17 protein-coding genes are annotated in these 16,924 nt (G+C 70.8%); 4 read left to right on the plus strand and 13 right to left on the minus strand.

The genetic code is table 11. The annotated features are described in order from the left end of the window. Positions 1 to 36: 36 nt before the first annotated feature. On the plus strand, positions 37 to 453 hold the full coding sequence (locus IE275_RS07175) for a Fur family transcriptional regulator (protein ID WP_189708852.1): 417 nt from the start codon (positions 37 to 39) through the stop codon (positions 451 to 453). A 205-nt stretch (positions 454 to 658) separates the two neighbouring features. On the opposite strand, the gene IE275_RS07180 is transcribed toward IE275_RS07175, so the two are convergent. The 9 genes from IE275_RS07180 to IE275_RS07220 all read right to left on the minus strand — a co-directional run bounded on the left by IE275_RS07180 (position 659) and on the right by IE275_RS07220 (position 10,391). Continuing rightward, positions 659 to 2,002, minus strand: coding sequence for a histidine-type phosphatase (locus IE275_RS07180; protein ID WP_189708854.1), 1,344 nt, complete (start codon positions 2,000 to 2,002; stop codon positions 659 to 661). A gap of 80 nt (positions 2,003 to 2,082) precedes the next feature. Continuing rightward, on the minus strand, positions 2,083 to 2,934 hold the full coding sequence (locus IE275_RS07185) for an isoprenyl transferase (RefSeq protein ID WP_189708856.1): 852 nt from the start codon (positions 2,932 to 2,934) through the stop codon (positions 2,083 to 2,085). A gap of 29 nt (positions 2,935 to 2,963) precedes the next feature. Then, a complete protein-coding gene (gene recO / locus IE275_RS07190) occupies positions 2,964 to 3,710 on the minus strand; it encodes a DNA repair protein RecO (RefSeq protein WP_189708858.1) in 747 nt (248 codons plus the stop codon). Between the two features lie 95 nt (positions 3,711 to 3,805). Further along, positions 3,806 to 4,729 carry a hypothetical protein gene (locus IE275_RS07195; RefSeq protein WP_229870146.1) on the minus strand — a complete coding sequence of 308 codons (924 nt, stop codon included), beginning with the start codon at positions 4,727 to 4,729 and terminating at the stop codon, positions 3,806 to 3,808. A 71-nt stretch (positions 4,730 to 4,800) separates the two neighbouring features. Continuing rightward, positions 4,801 to 5,766, minus strand: coding sequence for an SCO2521 family protein (locus IE275_RS07200; RefSeq protein ID WP_189708862.1), 966 nt, complete (start codon positions 5,764 to 5,766; stop codon positions 4,801 to 4,803). A gap of 1 nt (position 5,767) precedes the next feature. Beyond that, complete coding sequence (locus IE275_RS07205) at positions 5,768 to 6,769, minus strand: SCO2522 family protein (RefSeq protein WP_189708864.1); 1,002 nt, start codon at positions 6,767 to 6,769, stop codon at positions 5,768 to 5,770. Beyond that, entirely contained in the window at positions 6,766 to 7,686 is a 921-nt protein-coding gene (locus tag IE275_RS07210) for an SCO2523 family variant P-loop protein (protein ID WP_189708866.1), read from the minus strand. Before IE275_RS07210 ends, IE275_RS07205 begins: the two co-directional genes overlap by 4 nt. Before the next feature lie 3 nt (positions 7,687 to 7,689). After that, complete coding sequence (locus IE275_RS07215) at positions 7,690 to 9,546, minus strand: SCO2524 family protein (RefSeq protein WP_189708868.1); 1,857 nt, start codon at positions 9,544 to 9,546, stop codon at positions 7,690 to 7,692. Positions 9,547 to 9,593: 47 nt separating this feature from the next. Next, the gene (locus IE275_RS07220) at positions 9,594 to 10,391 is read right to left on the minus strand and encodes an SCO2525 family SAM-dependent methyltransferase (protein ID WP_189708870.1); all 798 of its coding nucleotides are present in this window, start codon (positions 10,389 to 10,391) and stop codon (positions 9,594 to 9,596) included. A 174-nt stretch (positions 10,392 to 10,565) separates the two neighbouring features. Here IE275_RS07220 and IE275_RS07225 point away from each other — a divergent pair, with 174 nt between their 5' ends. Continuing rightward, positions 10,566 to 11,030 (plus strand): GNAT family N-acetyltransferase, encoded by a 465-nt coding sequence (locus IE275_RS07225; protein ID WP_229870147.1) that lies wholly within the window; start codon positions 10,566 to 10,568, stop codon positions 11,028 to 11,030. Here IE275_RS07225 and IE275_RS07230 read toward each other — a convergent pair. After that, the gene (locus IE275_RS07230) at positions 11,011 to 11,487 is read right to left on the minus strand and encodes a protein-tyrosine phosphatase family protein (protein WP_189708874.1); all 477 of its coding nucleotides are present in this window, start codon (positions 11,485 to 11,487) and stop codon (positions 11,011 to 11,013) included. The genes IE275_RS07225 and IE275_RS07230 overlap by 20 nt on opposite strands. 79 nt (positions 11,488 to 11,566) lie before the next feature. Here IE275_RS07230 and IE275_RS07235 point away from each other — a divergent pair, with 79 nt between their 5' ends. Together IE275_RS07235 and IE275_RS07240 are read left to right on the plus strand one after the other, a co-directional pair. Continuing rightward, positions 11,567 to 12,094 (plus strand): SigE family RNA polymerase sigma factor, encoded by a 528-nt coding sequence (locus IE275_RS07235; RefSeq protein WP_189708876.1) that lies wholly within the window; start codon positions 11,567 to 11,569, stop codon positions 12,092 to 12,094. After that, on the plus strand, positions 12,091 to 13,029 hold the full coding sequence (locus IE275_RS07240) for a hypothetical protein (RefSeq protein WP_189708878.1): 939 nt from the start codon (positions 12,091 to 12,093) through the stop codon (positions 13,027 to 13,029). Before IE275_RS07235 ends, IE275_RS07240 begins: the two co-directional genes overlap by 4 nt. A gap of 19 nt (positions 13,030 to 13,048) precedes the next feature. Here the strand turns inward: IE275_RS07240 and IE275_RS07245 are convergent, their stop codons facing one another. From IE275_RS07245 to leuA, 3 genes are all read right to left on the minus strand, one after another. Continuing rightward, positions 13,049 to 14,224, minus strand: a complete 1,176-nt coding sequence (locus IE275_RS07245; protein WP_189708880.1) for a sialidase family protein — start codon at positions 14,222 to 14,224, stop codon at positions 13,049 to 13,051. Between the two features lie 54 nt (positions 14,225 to 14,278). Then, on the minus strand, positions 14,279 to 14,974 hold the full coding sequence (locus tag IE275_RS07250) for a tellurite resistance TerB family protein (protein ID WP_189708882.1): 696 nt from the start codon (positions 14,972 to 14,974) through the stop codon (positions 14,279 to 14,281). 183 nt (positions 14,975 to 15,157) lie between these two features. Further along, on the minus strand, positions 15,158 to 16,879 hold the full coding sequence (gene leuA / locus IE275_RS07255) for a 2-isopropylmalate synthase (protein WP_189708884.1): 1,722 nt from the start codon (positions 16,877 to 16,879) through the stop codon (positions 15,158 to 15,160). Positions 16,880 to 16,924 lie beyond the last annotated feature (45 nt).

The following is a 16,924-nucleotide window of genomic DNA, read 5'->3' on the forward strand; positions in this document are numbered from 1 at the left end:
AATGGCCCGGCAAGCCGCAGACGTGAGGAGGCAACGGTGACGACCGCTGGACCGCCCGTGAAGGGCCGTGCCACCCGGCAGCGCGCCGCCGTCGCCGCGGCGCTGGAGGAGGTCGAGGAGTTCCGCAGCGCGCAGGACCTCCACGACATGCTCAAGCACAAGGGCGACTCGGTCGGGCTCACCACGGTGTACCGCACCCTCCAGTCCCTCGCCGACGCCGGCGAGGTGGACGTCCTGCGCACCTCCGACGGCGAGTCCGTGTACCGCCGCTGCTCCACCGGCGACCACCACCATCACCTCGTCTGCCGTACCTGCGGCAAGGCCGTCGAGGTCGAGGGGCCGGCGGTCGAGAAGTGGGCGGAGGCCATCGCGGCGGAACACGGCTACGTCAACGTGGCCCACACCGTCGAGATCTTCGGCACCTGCGCCGACTGCGCGACCGCGGCCGGCTAGAACGGCTGCGCCCCGGGCCCTAGGACCTGTCCGGCCGATCATGCCGCAGACGCGGGGTCTGGCACGCACATCTGCGGCGTTGTCGTCGGTTGCCGACGCTCCGCGTCGACGCCCTCCTCCGCCTTGCAGCTGCACGCACCAGACCCCGCTCGGCCGTGCTGCAAGGTGCCGTCGCGTTCCTGCGACTTGATCGACCGGACAGGTCCTAGGCCCGGCCGAAGCAGCGCTCCAGCTCGTCGAAGTCGTAGAACGTGCTGCCCTTCGTGATCGGGCGGCAGCTCGCCCTGAAGGCGGTCTCCTTCTCGTTGTAGAGCATGCGGACCAGCCAGCGGCCGTTCTTCTCGTAGACGTCCCACTGGATGTTGGAACCCAGCGGGGCCACCTCGGCGCCGCGCCAGGCGTTGCCGGCGTAGGTGTACGGCTTGTCCTCGGTGACCTGCTCGGTGCTGCCGGGCAGGCCCATGAGGGTGGCCAGCGGGATGATCTCCTCGGCGTGGGTGAAGCGGAGTTCGGCGCCCAGGGTGCTCGTCCCGGCCTTCTTGTCCTCGATCCGGGCGAAGAAGTCGTCCAGCAGGACGTCCGCCATCCGGTACGTGATGTCGCTGCCGACGAAGCCGGGGCCCTTCTCGTAGAAGTCCTCGGCGTCGCCGAGATACCCGAACCAGGCGGCGTCGGAGGCGGAGATGTACCGCTGCATCCCCCAGCCCCTGCCGTCCGGGCTCTCCTCGCTCATCGCGGGCGCGATGGCGTACAGGTCGTAGACGGCCCGGGCGGCGTCGACCTGGTCGGAGGCGCTCAGACCGTTCACGAAGGCGGCCGTGAACAGGCGCCGCAGAACGCTCCGCGCGGCCGCACGGGTCTTCGGCTGGTCCGTGACGGCGGCCAGGGTGTCCGCGAGACGCCGGTCGTTCGCGAGATAGTCGCGGTAGGCCGCGCCGCCGTCCGCCTTGTGGAAGTACAGCAGGTCCTTGTCGGTGCGGGTCGCGCCGATCAGCGGCTCCAGGGCCGGGTGGCTGTCGGCGAGACCGGCCGCGTACAGGTCGGCGCTGTCGACGGCCCGGCCCTGCCCGGAGCTGACCACGTCGATCTTCTCGCCCGTGCGGGCGATCCCGGCGAAGAGGGACGGCAGACGCTCGGCCGTGCGGGCCGCCGTGTCCCGCATCTCCTCCTTGCCGCGACCGCTCAGATTGCCGTAGCCGACCTTCGCCATCGCGGCCTGGAGCGCGCGCACCGTGGGGCCGAACTTCTCGCCCTTCCCGGTGAGCCCGCCCGCCGCCTCCGCCTTGTCCCACAGCGCGAGGACCAGGTCGCCGTCCTCGCTGTCGCTGGCGGCGCGGGAGCCGTGCCGGGAGACGTTCTCGGTGAAGACGGGGGTGAAGCCGGCCGGCGGCCGCTGGTAGGTGCGCGCGCTCTGCCCCGGCGCGTACACGGCCTTCGTGCCGTAGCTGTCGCGGTGCGCCAGGTGGCCGGCGGAGTCGGCGTGGGCGGGCAGCGCGGTGAGGACCAGGGCGCCGAGGGCGAGACCCAGGGCGGGGGTGACGCGATTCATGTGCGGGCCGTTTCGACGAGCGGGAGACCGGACGATGGTGATCTCCCGCAGCGTCGACCGTGCCGGTGAACGCAGGGCGGCTACGAAGTGGCCTGCTGGTCCGGAGTTTTCCCCTCCATGGCCAAGAGCTCCTCATTGGGGATCGCCCCGCCGAAGCGGCGGTCCCGGGAGGCGAACTCCAGGCAGGCCCGCCACAGGTCACGCCGGTCGAAGTCCGGCCACAGCACGTCCTGGAAGACCATCTCGGCGTACGCGCTCTGCCAGATCAGGTAGTTGGAGGTGCGCTGCTCGCCGCTGGGACGCAGGAACAGGTCGACGTCCGGCATGTCCGGGTAGTACAGGTACTTCGCGAGGGTCTTCTCGTTGACCTTGGACGGGTCGAGGCGGCCCGCCTTCACGTCCTCCGCCAGTGCCTGCGCGGCGTCGGCGATCTCGGCCCGCCCGCCGTAGTTCATGCAGAAGTACAGGGTGAGGCGGTCGTTGTCCTTGGTCTGCTCCTGCGCGATCTGGAGCTCCTTGGCGACCGACTTCCACAACTTGGGCATCCGGCCCACCCAGCGCACCCGGATGCCGAGCTCGTCGAGCTGGTCGCGGGTCTTGCGGATGAAGTCACGGTTGAAGTTCATCAGGAAGCGGACCTCGTCGGGCGAGCGCTTCCAGTTCTCGGTGGAGAAGGCGTACAGCGAGATGTTGCGCACACCCATCTCGACCGCGCCCTGCAACACGTCGAGGACCTGCTCGGCGCCGACCTTGTGCCCCTCGGTGCGCGGCAGCCCGCGCTCCTTGGCCCAGCGGCCGTTGCCGTCCATGACGATCGCCACGTGCTCGGGGACCAGCTCGCCCGGAAGCTTCGGCGGGCGCGCGCCGGACGGGTGCGGCTCCGGCGTCCTGTACTCGCGACGCTGCCGCCCCAGGAACCCGCGTACCACCATGTGCCTCTCGTCTCCTTCGTCGCTTGCGCTTACTTTTCCACGTACCGCAGGGAGCGCAGTCCGCGCTCCAGATGCCAGTGCAGATAGGCGGACACCAGCCCGCTCCCCTCCCGCACGTACCGCGGCTCGCACGCGTCCGCGGTCTCCCAGTCTCCCGTGAGCAGCGCGCCCAGCAGCACCAGGGTCTGCGGCGAGGGTACGACGCTGCCGGCGACCCGGCAGTCCACGCAGACGCTGCCGCCGGACGCCACGGAGAAGAACCGGTTGGGGCCGGGCATGCCGCACTTCGCGCAGGCCTCGAAACTGGGCGCGTAACCGTTGACGGCGAGGGAGCGCAGCAGGAACGCGTCGAGGACCAGGTGGGGGGCGTGCTCGCCCCGGGCCAGGGTCCGCAGCGCGCCCACGAGCAGCAGGTACTGCTGCACGGCGGGCTCGCCCTCGTGGTCGGTGAACCGCTCGGCCGTCTCCAGCATGGCCGTCCCGGCGGTGTAGCGGGCGTAGTCGGTCACGATCCCGCCGCCGTACGGCGCGATGGTCTCGCTCTGCGTGCACAGCGGCAGCCCGCGCCCGATCAGCTCGCTGCCCCGGGCGAAGAACTGCACGTCGACATGGGAGAAGGGTTCCAGCCGCGCCCCGAACTTCGACTTCGTCCGCCGCACCCCCCGGGCCACCGCCCGCACCCGCCCGTGCCCGCGCGTCAGCAACGTGATGATGCGGTCCGCCTCGCCCAGCTTCTGGGTGCGCAGCACGATGCCGTCGTCGCGGAACAGGCTCATGGAGCCATTCTCGCCTACGCGCGGGGGCAGGCGTGCCCGCACCTCGGGATCCGCGGACGGGGCCGGTCACCACCGAGGTGACCGGCCCCGGGCGGTCAGGCTCCGGCGGAGTCGCCGCGGTTGGTCAGCGACCGCACGCTGTCCGGGGCGGGGAGACCGTTCGCCGACGGCGGCAGTTCACCGGCGGCCTCCCAGAGTTGTTCGAACCGGCGCAGCAGGGGCTGCACCAGTTCGGGCCGGGCGTTCACCGCGGTCGAGGAGTTCAGCCCCAGCTGGTCGGGGTGGATCTCGTAGGAGAGCGCTTTGTCGAAGACGATGAAGTCGATCATCTTCCCGCGGCGCAGGTGTGCCGGGAGCTGCTCCAGGGCCACCACGCGGACCTTGATGCGCATGTCCCGCTGCTCCTCGCAGATCGGGTCCAGCGCGGCCCGCTCCTGGTTCTCCTTGACGATGAACAGGCGCCTGACCGTGATGTTCCGTTCGACGATCCCCTCGCGCTGGGCCGTCAGGTAGCGGCTGGCCGGCTCGCTGGACCAGAAGCCGTCGTCCACGACGCTGGTGCTGATGGCGTCGATGCTGGTGCTGGTGCACTTGGTCAGGGTCATGAGCCAGTCGTGGTTCTCCCCGGGTGTCTCGGCGCTGAAGCTGGTCAGGTCCTCCATCACCCCGGCGAGGCGGTTGATCTCCTCGTTGGCGAAGTCGTGCAGGATCCTGGGCCCCGTGGTGACGAGCTTGGTGGCGTTCTCGGCGAGCCGGGGCACGCCGTCGTCGCGCAGCTTCTCCACCTCGTTGAAGAGCTTGGTGGCCCTGCCGATGTCGGCGAACCGCTTGTCGACGGAGTCCTTCACGGCGTGCATCTGGTTCACGAAGGACACCAGGAACTGCACGATCAGCACGATGCCACCGCACAGCACGGACAGCACGAGCTGCCAGGGACCTTCGTCGTCGGACGAAATGACGTTGGTGAGCAGGTAGACGACACCGCCCACCACCACCGTGACCAGGAGCTTCTGTGTCACATGTCGTGCATTCATCTCTCTTTCTCCCCCCGTTGGGATCGTGCGGGAACAGGTGTGTCGTGGTGACGTCCTCAGGGTGTGGCCAGCGCGTCGCGCCGGGTGAGGTGGAGCAGCGTGAGCTGGTCGCGGACGCGCTGGGCCAGGGTGTGCCACTGCCGGGAGTAGCCGGCGTCCTCCTCCAGCTCCGCCCAGGTCGTGCGCAGGGCGCGGTCGACCCGGGCCTGCGGCATCCACAGGTGCAGCAGGTGGTCGACGAGCGGGCGCAGCACCTTCAGCGCGGCCGTACCGTCGTCGGCGCCGACCCGCAGGCCGTCGAGCTTGTCGTTGACGGTGCTCAGCAGCCAGTCGTGCAGGGCGAGGTCCTCGCACAGCCCGGCCGCGACGTCGGGTGCGGTGCCGCGCGGCAGCCGCAGCTCGACGATCCGCAGACCGTCGTCGGCCTTGGTGAACCGCAGGGACGCCGCCTCCCCGTCGTCAGCGGGGGCCGCGGTCCAGCGCAGGGCGGTGTCGGCGGTGGTGAGCGGGGTGTCGTAGTCGAGAAACCGGTGCCGGCGGGAGATCCGTGCGAGCAGGCTCTCGGCGACCGAGCCGATGTCCAGCTCGCCGGACCGGTGGCCGGTCAGGAAGCCCTCGGTGACCGGCTTCTCGGCGAGTCTGCCGACCGGGACGAGCGTGCCGGGCCGGACCAGGTAGTAGCCCCAGGGCTGACGCCGGTCGGGCCCCTTGGCCGGTGCGCGGAAGTACGCCGTGGACTGGAGCACCCGCCCCTCGACCAGCACGGCCCGTGCCGCGACCGTGCCGACCGCGCGGACCCGGGTGCCGTTGGCGGTGGGCAGCAGGCAGTCGACGCCGGTGAGGACGTCCGGGGAGACGGCGTGCCGGTTGGGGTGCCGGGAGACCCGGACCCGCTCGTCGGCGCGCAGCCGCAGCAGCTCGACGGCCGTGCGCTCGTCGACCGCGTCGCGGGTGGGCAGCAGGCAGGTGCGCACCTCGCCGCAGACGAGGGCGGGCCCGCCCGTGGTGCCCAGTCCGGTCATGTCACAGCCCCGGCGGGAACACGTAGGAGGTGCGGTCCACCACGCCCGCCGGCACGGTGAAGCCCTCTCCGGCGGACCGCTCGGCGACCATCCGTACGGCCTCGTCCTCGACGTGGACCTGGTCGAGGATGACGCGTACGGCGTGTTCGACGGGCAGGAAGCGGGCCGGGAGCACACTACAGGTGACGTACGCGGTGAAGGGGTCCGCGGCGCTGTTGAGCTTCAGGACGGGCGGCAGCGCGTCCCATTCGGCCGGGAACTCCTTGTCGAACCAGTCGGTGGGGGTCATGACCGCCCGGCCGTTGTCGCGCAGCAGCCCGAGCCGGACCAGCTGCCACACGGAGGCGAGGAAGGCGCAGGACCAGGTGCGTTCCTCCTCCGGGCCGCTCCACAGTTCGACGTCCATGAAGACGGAGTGGCCGCGGGCGCCGGTCTCGCCGGGCGGCTGCCAGACGACGCCGGTGGAGTCCAGGGCGGCGGAGGTGCGCTGGGCGGGGGCGCGCCGCCCGTTGGTGAGCCAGCCGGTACGGCTGACGGGCGGGCGGAAACCGTTGCTGCCGGGCGGCGGCAGCTCGACCAGCCGGTGCAGCACGGCCTCGGCGAGCTCGGTCCGGTCGCGGTGGGCGGCTTCGCCGGGGGCGGGGGAAGGGCTCGCGCAGCCGGACTCGCGGGCCAGGTAGTCGATGGTGAGCCCGGCCTCGGCGGCGGCCGCCAGCAGCGGCGGTATCAGCTCGGCGGGGGTGGAGAGCCGGGAGAAGTAGTCGTCGATGAGGAAGCAGGTGCTGATCCGGGGCCGCCGGCCCGCGGGCAGCGGGCCGACGCCGGCCCGGGCGGCGTCCACCCAGGGGCGCACGGAGGCGAAGTGCCGGCGCAGCCGGGACGGCCCTTCGACAAAGTCCTCCATGTACAAGTGGCCTAATTCCAGGGAGAGATGGGAGAACGGCACGGATTCCGTGCGCGGTTCGGCGCTCGTCTCCCTGAAGACCGTTTCCGCCCCGCTCACAGCTGCCCCCAGAACTTGTCGTCGGTCAGCCGCTGTGCGAGGTCTCCCATGGCCTGCCAGGTCTCGTTGTTGGCGATTCGGCGGTCGTGCACGTCTTCGTCGGTGATGAGGCGTTCCTGCCACTGGAGGACGGGTTCCAGCGGAATGGACGACAGCACCCGGGTCTTGCCGATGCCCCGCCCGGCCGCGAGTTCCTCGAGTTCTTTGTCGCACTGCCGCATCCACGCGTACTGCGCGGGCGACACCTGCGACCAGAGAGGAGATTCCAGATCGGGTACGGCCGCGCGCACGAAGCGGATGGACCCGTTGAGCGCGTCGGGCACATGGCCCATCGCTATACCGGCCAGGACGATTCCCTGTTTGCCGTACACGAGTTCGGCGGCGGCCATCACATGCTGGCGGGTCCAGCGGTGATAGACGAGCCACCGGTTTTTCAGCCGTCCGAGGCCGCCGCGCGGCGAGGTGGCGGCGAGTGCGAGGTCCATCGCATAACTGCGTCCGGCGCTCAGGTCGACGATGATGAGGTCGAATTCGCGCTTCAGCCGCAGTACGAGGTCCACGCACCGGTGGAGGTTCTCCTCGTCGGTGACGAATTCGCCGCCGGTGCGGTCGCCGGGGAGCAGGACCAGCCGGCCCGATCCGCTGGGCCGGCTGCGCAGGACGGGGTGTTCCGTGCGGGCCCAGACGTCGACACGCAGCGGTTCGCCGGTCTTGCCCTTCAGGTACGAGTGCAGTCCGCGGCCCTCGGCCTCGGAGAGGACGTCGGGCAGGTCGAAGACGGCGGCCGCGGTGGGCGAGCCGAAGTCGAAGTCCAGGTAGCAGACGTCGTCCCCGTCCAGGGCGCGGTGGTAGGCGAGGTTGGCGCTGGTGACCGAGCGGCCGGTGCCTCCCTTGTCGGAGGCGGCGAAGACGAGCACGGATCACACCCCCCGGCCGGTGCCGCGGGCGCGGGCCAGGGTGTCGAGCCGGATGAGGACGCCGAGGGCCAGCGCGTGGGCGGTGCCGGGCTGTTTGTCGACGAGCAGCCGGGCGCGGCGCAGGTCGGCCTCGATGCCCTTGATCTCTTCCCCCTGGGGGCTCTTGGGCGCGGGCGCGGGTTGCTGCATCTGTTCTTTTCCGAAGAGGTGGGCGGCCTCGCTGAGTGTCGCCTGGGCGAGCCCGCTGACGTCGGTGCTGCGGATCGGGTCCTGGGCGTAGAGGGCGTGCGCGGCGACCATGCACTCGGTGACGCGCTCGGTGATGCTCCACGACAACGGGCCCTGGCGGACGGGTGATTCGGGGTAGACGGCATGGACGTTGTCCCAGAGGCCGACGCCTTCGCCCTCGCTGACGCGGCGCTGCCAGAGGTGGTCGAGGATGTCCTCGGCGAGCCGCAGCAGGCGGTCCTGGGAGCCGATGTTCCGCGACAGCGCGCACAGCTGGATGGTCCGCTTGAGCAGCTGTGCGGAGAAGTCGCCCATCGTCCACTTCATGGCCGGGCCGAGTTCCTCGCTGCCCAGCAACGGGAGGGTGACCCCGGGGTTGTGCAGTCCGATCGCCGGGTCGTCCCGGGTGGTGCTGCTGGTGATGCGGCCGCGTTCGGCGAGGCGTTCCATGACGGCGACGGTGCGGGTGAGGTCGTCGTCGGTGGCGCGGCGGCGGACGAGGTCGTGGACGAGGATGGAGGCGACGGAGAGGGAGAAGTACTCCGACTCCAGCTGCTGGAGCGTGGTGCGCCAGGGGATCTCCTCCAGCGGCCAGGTGCCGCCGTCGAAGCGGGCGATGGCGGACCAGTACTGCTGGGTGATCTCCCAGCGCAGCCGGAGCGCGTCGGCCAGCTTCTGCTGTTCGGCGTTGAGCAGACCGAGGACGAGGGTGCGCTCGGAGGACAGGTCGGGGATGCCGTCGAGGGCGACGACGGTGAAGTACAGGTAGGGCACGGCGCGGGCGACGCCCTGGGGCTGCTTGCCGACGTCCTCGGCGGTCTTGGGCTCCAGCTCGACCTCGGGGGCGCCCTTCACCAGGCTCCAGGCCCAGCCGCACTCGAACAGGCGGTTCTCGTTGCGGAGCTGGTCGGTGACGTCGGTGTCGAGACCGAGGGTGACGCTCTCGGTGATGAGGGCGCGCAGCGACTTGAAGCGGTCCTGGAAGCGCTGGAGGACCTGCCGGTCGGAGAGCCGGCCGCGGCCGAGCAGCCGGGCGAGCGCCTGGCCCTGGTCGGAGGCGATGTCGACGACGTTGACGGTGAAGGAGCGCAGCAGGCTCACCATGGCGGCGGTCAGCCGGGCGCTGGTCTCCTCGCGGAGCTGGTCGATCCGGGCGAGGGTGGAGGCCCGCTGGGTCTTGCCCCGGTAGACCTTGAGGAAGCCGAGGGTGGCCAGGCAGAGGGTGATCGACATGGAGTAGGAGTCGACGACGCCCAGTTCCCTTTGTTCCTCGCTGAGTTCGTGCTTCGGGTCCTCGGCGGCGAAGTAGTAGCCGCCGGCGAACGTGGGGCTCTCCTCACCGCGGTGCTTCCCCATGAAGTCGGCGAGGATCTCCACGAGGTTCGTGGGAATCTCGCTGGAGTCACCGGCGTGCCGGAGGGCCCTTTCCACGTCGAGTTCGGTGGTGTCGGGGTCGTCGAGACGGAACGGCTCGATCTCGGTGGCGGGATAGAGCAGGCAGAGCAGTCGCTCGGCGTCGGCGACACTGCTGCGACCGCCCCATTCACCCCAGTCCCATTCGCCGTCGTCGAAGGAATGGCGGGCGACGGCCTGCCATACTTCGAGCAGATTCTGTCTCGGCTTGATCTGCATGCCCATTCCCCTCGCACAGGCCCGTCACCATGGAAAAGCGGTCGACGTCATTCTTTCCGTCGGCCGCGGGCCAGGATCATTCCGGTGTATCCGTCGCGTACGAGATCGCTCGTATGCAGACGCTGAATGTCCACGGTGGACTCGACGAAATCGCCGAGTGCCGTCCTGACATCATTCGTGTCGATGTCTCGGGCGGGGAACTCGATATCGCCGACGCGATATCCCTGGGAATGCTCCATGAATGCGGTGGCGAAAGGCGCGCCGGGCTTCAGGGCATGCATGAAGCAGTGCACGCCCCGCTGGAATTCTTCGAGGGAGGTGGTGATGGATTCGGCGACGAAGAACATCGTGCCGACGTCCCAGCCGGGCTTCGCGCCGCACAGCTCGAACAGACTGCCCTCGATGGGGTCCTCGACGACCTTCTTGAACCGCTCGCGGGGGTCGTCCAGGTCCGCGTAGCCCTTGCGCCCGCAGAGGACCTTCCAGAACGGGTCCCAGTGGGCGTCGTACCCGTCCCGCTGGTGCGCGTCGTCCCCGTCGCGCTGCCCGAGGAGGTACCGCCGGTTCTGCGCGGAACGCTCCAGAAGGGTGATGCTGTCGCACCAGGGGAGCATCGAGAAGGCCGGATAGAGATTCGGGCCGGCACCTACGTCAATACCGCGCGGAACGCGATCACCTCCCTCGAAATGATCACTGAAATGATCGCGGACGAGAGTGACGATCTCCTCGTCGACGGCCTGCATGACGAGGTAGTTGTGGCCGACGTACTGATGGGGATCAAAGTCGTCCCACCGCACGTCTGCATTCAGCGTCCGATCGGCGGCGGTTGGCGGTCCGGAGGTCATGGTTAAGCGTAGCAGTATGACGGGGTCTTGAAGGCGAAGATGCGGCGGGCAATGATGGGGTGATCGGGCAGGAAATCACACAAGCCGCAATTCGGTCGACACCCACAAGGGGACGGTATGACTCCTCTTCCCGGAGATCGTTTTCCGTCGGTCGCCGGTTCGATGCTGAACCAGGTGTCCGGAGAAAGGCCCTTACGGATCAGAGCGGTCACCGAGGAGGATCTCCCCCATATCGTCCGCCTCGACGCGAAGGCCTTCCCGGCCGACCCCTACCCGTTCTTCGTGCTGCGCCAGCTCCTCACCGCCTTCCCGGAGTTCCTGCTGGTCGTGGAGGACGGCGAAAAGGATCTGCGGGGTTACGTGCTCGCGACCCCGCCGCACGACGCGCAGAGCTGGATCCTCAGCCTCGGCATCACCCCCGAGCTGCGCCGGCAGGGGCTCGGACGGGAACTGATGACGAGAATCCTGGGACGTCTACGCGCGAAGGGCACCCACTCGGTGTGGCTCTCCGTGGAACCCGGCAACGACTCCGCGGTCGCCCTCTACCGCTCCCTGGGCTTCGTCCCCGAACCCGCGGGCCCGCGCCCGGACTACTTCGGGCCCGGCGAACACCGCCTCCTCATGTCGCTGGCCCTGTGAGCGACCCGGGACCCGCGAACCGCCGCACATAACGCCGCTGCCAGGGCGTCTCCACGGCGTGCCGGTCGTAGTGCCGGCGCACGAACGCGACCGCCTCGCCGGCCGGCACGCCGTCCAGCACCGCCAGGCACGCCAGCGCCGTCCCGGTCCGGCCGCGACCGCCGCCGCAGGCGACCTCCACGCGCGCCCCCGCGGCCCGTTCCCACGCCCCGGTGAGCGCCGCGCGGGCGTCCGTGCGGTCCGCCGGGAGGCGGAAGTCGGGCCAGCGGACCCAGCGCGCCTCCCAGGGCACCTCGGGCGGCCGGTCCCCCAGCAGATACAGGCCGTACTGCGGGGCGGGCGCCGCCGGGTCGAGCGGGCGGCGCAGCCCCCGCCCCCGCACCAGCCGCCCGGACGGCAGCCGCAGCACACCGGGCGCGCCCGGATCCCAGGCCCCCTCGTGGTCGAAGGTCGTCATCCGTCCATTCCAACCCGGCCCCGTGCCCCGGGCAACCGATTCCGCCCCATCGGTGGTCTGGAGGGCGAGGAGGGTGCTGATGCAGTCCGAACTAGAGGACCGGTTCCAGGAGTTCGTCAGAGCGCGGTGGTCGCGGCTCGTACGAACCGCCTATCTGCTCACCGGTGACGTCCATCACGCGGAGGACCTGACGCAGACCGCGCTGGCCAAGGCGTACCGGTCGTGGCGGCGGATCTCGCGGAGCGACAACCCGGAGGCGTACGTCCGGCGGATGCTGGTCAGCTGCAACAGCGACCGGTTCCGCAAGCGGCGCGTCACCGAGGCGCTGACCGCCGCGCCGCCGGAGCGGATGGGGCACGACGACACCGCCGGGCGGCTGGAGGAGCGCGGTTCCCTCATGGAGGGGCTCGCCCGGCTGCCCACGAAGCAGCGGGCCGTGGTGGTGCTCCGGTACTGGGAGGACCTCTCCGAGGCGGAGGTGGCCGAGGTGCTCGGCTGTTCGACCGGCACGGTCAAGAGCCAGGCGTCGAAGGGGCTGGCGAAGTTGCGTACATATCCGGGACTGGCTCCGAGCCGTACGGTCTCCGGTCGGGGAGGCGGCAGGTGAACGCGGAACAGCGGGACGACGAGCGGGACTTCGAGCCCGGCTTCGAGGAGCAGCTGCGTGAGCTGCTGGCCGAGGACGCCCACGCCATCCGGCCCGCGCCGGCGCCCTACCCGGCGATCCGGCGGCGCGGACTGGCCGAGCGGCGACGGCGGGTGGCGGCGGCCGGAGCGGCGCTGGTGGCGCTGGCCGCGGTGCCGGCCGGGGCGTACGCGGTGTCCGGGGCGAACGGGGGCCGGAGCGCGGACACGGCGGCCCCGAAGCCGTCCGTCAGCGCGCCGGACACCCCGGCGGCGTCCCCGTCGACGAAGTCGTCAGGACCCGCCCGGCCGGCGACGGACGGGCAGCTGCTCGACGGGATCACCTTCGAGCAGGCGGCGGACGGGCTGACGGACTGCCTGAAGGCCGAACGCTCGGGAATGGCCGGCCACCGCGACCTGCTCGGCGAGCCCGAGGACTACCGGATCGTCCTGGCGATGCGGAAGACCGGCGACTCCAACTCCCCGGGCGACGGCTTCTACGTCGTCGGGGCGCGGGAGCAGCCGGCGGGCTCCCGGGTGATCTGCACCATCGAGGACGGTGAGTCGTCCGGCATCAGTGTCAGCTCCGGCGACGCCAGCGGGCCGGACGTGGGCAAGGTCGTGCCCGACCTCAACGGCGGCGATCTCTACCAGCAGTCGGTGATCGACAAGGGCCGCTGGAAACTCCCCTTCCGCTGGGGCGCCATCGGCACGGTGGAGTCGTCGGTCGCGAAGGTGACCGTCTCCTACGGCGACGCCGCCGCCGTGACCGCCACGCTCGACCACGGCTGGTTCGTCGCCGCCGGCACCCTGGAACAGCAGGTCACCCTGGCCCCGCACGTCAAGGGCTACGACACGGCGGGCACCCTCGTGTACGACTCCGACGACGACAGGACCTACCAGCGGCAGCTGCCCTAGACGCGGCTTCGCCGGCCCCCTACAGCCCTTCCAGCCGGCGGAACTCGATCGTCTCGTACGGTCCCGCCGCCCCCGTCTCGTACAGCACGCCGGTGGTCCCGGTGTCCAGCGGCACCAGGTCGGAGTAGGCGGCGGGGAGCGTGGAGAGGGTCACCGCGGGGGTGAAGTCCACCCCGGCGCCGGTCCCGGTGCCGCGCCGGACGGTCAGCGACCGGCGGGCGGTGGGCTCGGCGGGGCCGGAGAACAGCAACGGCCCGTCGGGCCGGTCCAGTTGGAGCACGCTGCCCTGGACGACCGGCACGTCCGCGAGGGTGGGCTGCGGGGCGTAGGGCCGCACGAGGGTGTCGCCGCCGTCCCGCGAGAAGGCGTCGAGCCGGTTGCCGGGGGCGGTGCCGCCCTGGTCGCGGGCGTTGAAGTAGAGGGTTCCGTCGAGGAGTTGGGCGGCGGTGCTCTCGTTGGCGTTGACGGTGCCGTCGTAGGCGCCGTCGACGAAGCCCAGCCGCCAGTGACCGCCTCCGTCGTCGCTGACCAGGGCGTGGGCGCCGTAGTAGCGGGATTCGCGGCCGGTGTCGGGGGAGCCGGCGGGCGGGGCCGCGGAATGGTTGGCGGGGACGACCAGGCGCCCCGCGTACGGGCCCCGGGTGAGCGCGAGAGCGTGCCCGGGGCCCGTGGCGTACCAGCGCCAGGACGGCAGCCGGACGTCGTCGGTGATGTCCCGGGGCGCGGTGAAGCGGCGCCCGTCGTCCCAGCTGTGCTGCACGTGCACACGGCGGACGGGTGCCTCGCCGCGCATGATCTCGGCCTCGGTGGCGGTGCCCTCGTTGGAGCAGCTGACCAGGACGACGGCCCCGGTGCGCGGGTCGACCACGGGCGCCGGGTTGCCCCGGGTGTGCCCGGCCCCGGCGGCGACCACGGTCAGCGGGTCCCAGGTGCAGCCGCCGTCGGTGGAGCGGCGCAGGACGATGTCGATGTCCCCGGTGTCACCGGCCCCGTCCCGCCGCCCCTCGGCGAAGGCGAGCAGCGTGCCCCGCCGGGTGGCCACGGCGGCCGGGATCCGGTACGAGGCGTAGCCGTCCCGGCCGGCGGCGTAGGGCACCGAGACGGAGCAGCGGGTGGCGGCGGCAGCGGCCGGCACCGAGGTGAACGGACCGAGGAGGACGGCGGTGGCGACGAGGGTACGGATCGGAAGGGTCATCCCTGCTCCCTGACGAAGGCGACCGGATCGTTCCCATGGTCGCGTCCGCGAGGTTCAGGACGGGGTACCCGCCGCCGCCAGCAGGCGTGTCACGTCGTCCGCGCGGATCGTCAGGGCGGCGCCGACCGTGGCCAGGACCTCCCGCTCGGCCGGGGTGTACGGGCCGTCGGCGAGGGCGATACGGGCGCCCTGGAGCAGGATCGATTCGCGGCCGATGGACGCGAGGTGCGGGGCGAGCGGGTCGAGGGCCTCGTGGAGCTCTATGGCGAGCCCGGCGCCGCAGGGGTCGCCGTAGATGCGGCCGGTGTCGGAGGCGAGGGCGTCGACGAGGGCGGCGAGCTGCTCGCGGGTGCAGTCGGTGAAGCCGGCCGCGCGGACCGCGCCCGCGGCGGTCTCCAGGGACGTCGGCGCGCAGGTGCCGCCGGCGGAGAGGACCGCGAGGGCGACGGTGTGCACGGCGTCGCGGAGCATCGCGGAGAAGCGGGTGGTGGTGGGGTGGTCGAGGGCGTCGGTGCCGTACTGCTGCTGGCAGGCGGCGCACTCCACGACGGGTCCGGTCTCGCCGCGCGGGAGGACGGGTACGCCCAGCAGGGTGAAGCGGCGCCGGCCGGTCAGCCGCTGGTAGTTGCGGTCGCCGCCGCAGCCGGGGCAGAAGAACTCGCCGTCTCCGACGGGTGTCCAGGCGGTGCGTGTTCCCAGGATGCGGGCAAGCCTGGTGACCTGGCCGTTGCGTCCCCGTCCTGGCAGCACGTCGCACCTCCGTAACCACGTGGCAACATCGCCGCGTCTGCGTGATGTTAGCCACATCCGCCAGGAGTAGTCAGCACCCTGGACGAGACCTTTCCGTGACCTCCTCGGCGGGGTGGCCGATAAACGACGGGCCCTGACCGCCGTATACAGCGGTCAGGGCCTCGAAACTCCCGGTCGGGGGGACTATCGCGTCGCGCGGTTGACGGCGGAGACGACCGCCTTCAGCGAGGCACGCGTCGTGTTCGCGTCGATGCCGATGCCCCACAGAACCTTGTCGCCGATCGCGCATTCGATGTACGAGGCGGCCTGCGCGGAGGCTCCCTCGCTCATCGTGTGCTCCTGGTAGTCCAGCAGGCGTACGTCGACGCCGATGGACTGCAGGGCGTCGAAGAAGGCCGAGATCGGACCATTGCCGGAGCCGGACAGGACGGTGTCGGCGCCGTCGACCGTCGCCTCGACCGTGAGGGTGTCCACGCCGTCGGTGTCGGTCGTCGACTGGCCCGTGCGGACCTGGATGCGGCCCCAGGGGTTCTCCGGGTTCGGCAGGTACTCGTCCTGGAAGACCGACCAGATGGCGGAGCCGGTGACCTCGCCGCCCTCGGCGTCGGTCTTGGCCTGGATCAGCTTCGAGAACTCGATCTGCATCCGGCGCGGCAGGTCCAGCTTGTGGTCGTTCTTCAGGACGTACGCGATACCGCCCTTGCCGGACTGCGAGTTGACCCGGATGACGGCCTCGTAGGAGCGGCCGACGTCCTTGGGGTCGATCGGCAGGTACGGGACCGCCCACTCGATGTCGTCGACGGTGACGCCCCTGGCGGCCGCGTCGGCCTCCATCGCGTCGAAGCCCTTCTTGATGGCGTCCTGGTGGGAGCCGGAGAAGGACGTGTAGACCAGGTCGCCCACGTACGGGTGGCGCGGGTGGACCTCCATCTGGTTGCAGTACTCCCACGTACGACGGATCTCGTCGATGTCGGAGAAGTCGATCTGCGGGTCGACGCCCTGCGAGAACAGGTTCATGCCCAGGGTGACCAGGTCGACGTTGCCGGTGCGCTCGCCCTGGCCGAACAGGCAGCCCTCGACGCGGTCGGCGCCGGCCATCAGGGCCAGCTCGGCGGCGGCGACGGCGGTGCCGCGGTCGTTGTGCGGGTGGACGGAGATCACGACGTGCTCGCGGCGCGAGAGGTTGCGGCTCATCCACTCGAAGCGGTCGGCGTGGGTGGACGGGGTGGAGCGCTCGACCGTGGCCGGCAGGTTCAGGATGATCTCGCGGCCCGGTCCGGGCTGGTAGACGTCCATCACCGCCTCGCAGACCTCCAGGGCGAAGTCCAGCTCGGTGTCGGTGAAGATCTCGGGGCTGTACTGGTAGCCGAACTCCGTCTCGGGGCCCAGCAGCTTCTCGGCGTACTCCATCACCAGGCGGGTGCCGTCGACGGCGATCTGCTTGATGTCGTCCTTCGAGCCGCGGAAGACCACCCGGCGGAAGACCGGGGCGGTGGCGTTGTACAGGTGGACGGTCGCCCGCCTGGCGCCCTTCAGGGACTCCACGGTCCGCTCGATCAGGTCCTCGCGGGCCTGGGTCAGTACGGAGATGGTGACATCGTCCGGGATCGCGCCCTCTTCCTCGATGATCGAGCGCACGAAGTCGAAGTCGGTCTGGCCGGAGGCGGGGAAGCCGACCTCGATCTCCTTGTAGCCCATCTTGACCAGCTGGTCGAACATCCGGCGCTTGCGCTCGGGCGACATGGGGTCGATCAGGGCCTGGTTCCCGTCCCGCAGGTCGGTGGAGAGCCAGCGCGGGGCGACGGTGATCCGGTTGCTCGGCCACGTGCGGTCGGCGATGTCGACCTGGTCGTACTGTCCGTACTTGTGGATCGGCATACGGCTGGGCTGCTGGCGGTTCGCCATGATTGCGGGGCTCCTCAGGATGTCCGGAAGGACGGCCGACGACGC

The organism is Streptomyces phaeofaciens, assembly GCF_014648915.1.
GTDB lineage: Bacteria > Actinomycetota > Actinomycetes > Streptomycetales > Streptomycetaceae > Streptomyces > Streptomyces phaeofaciens.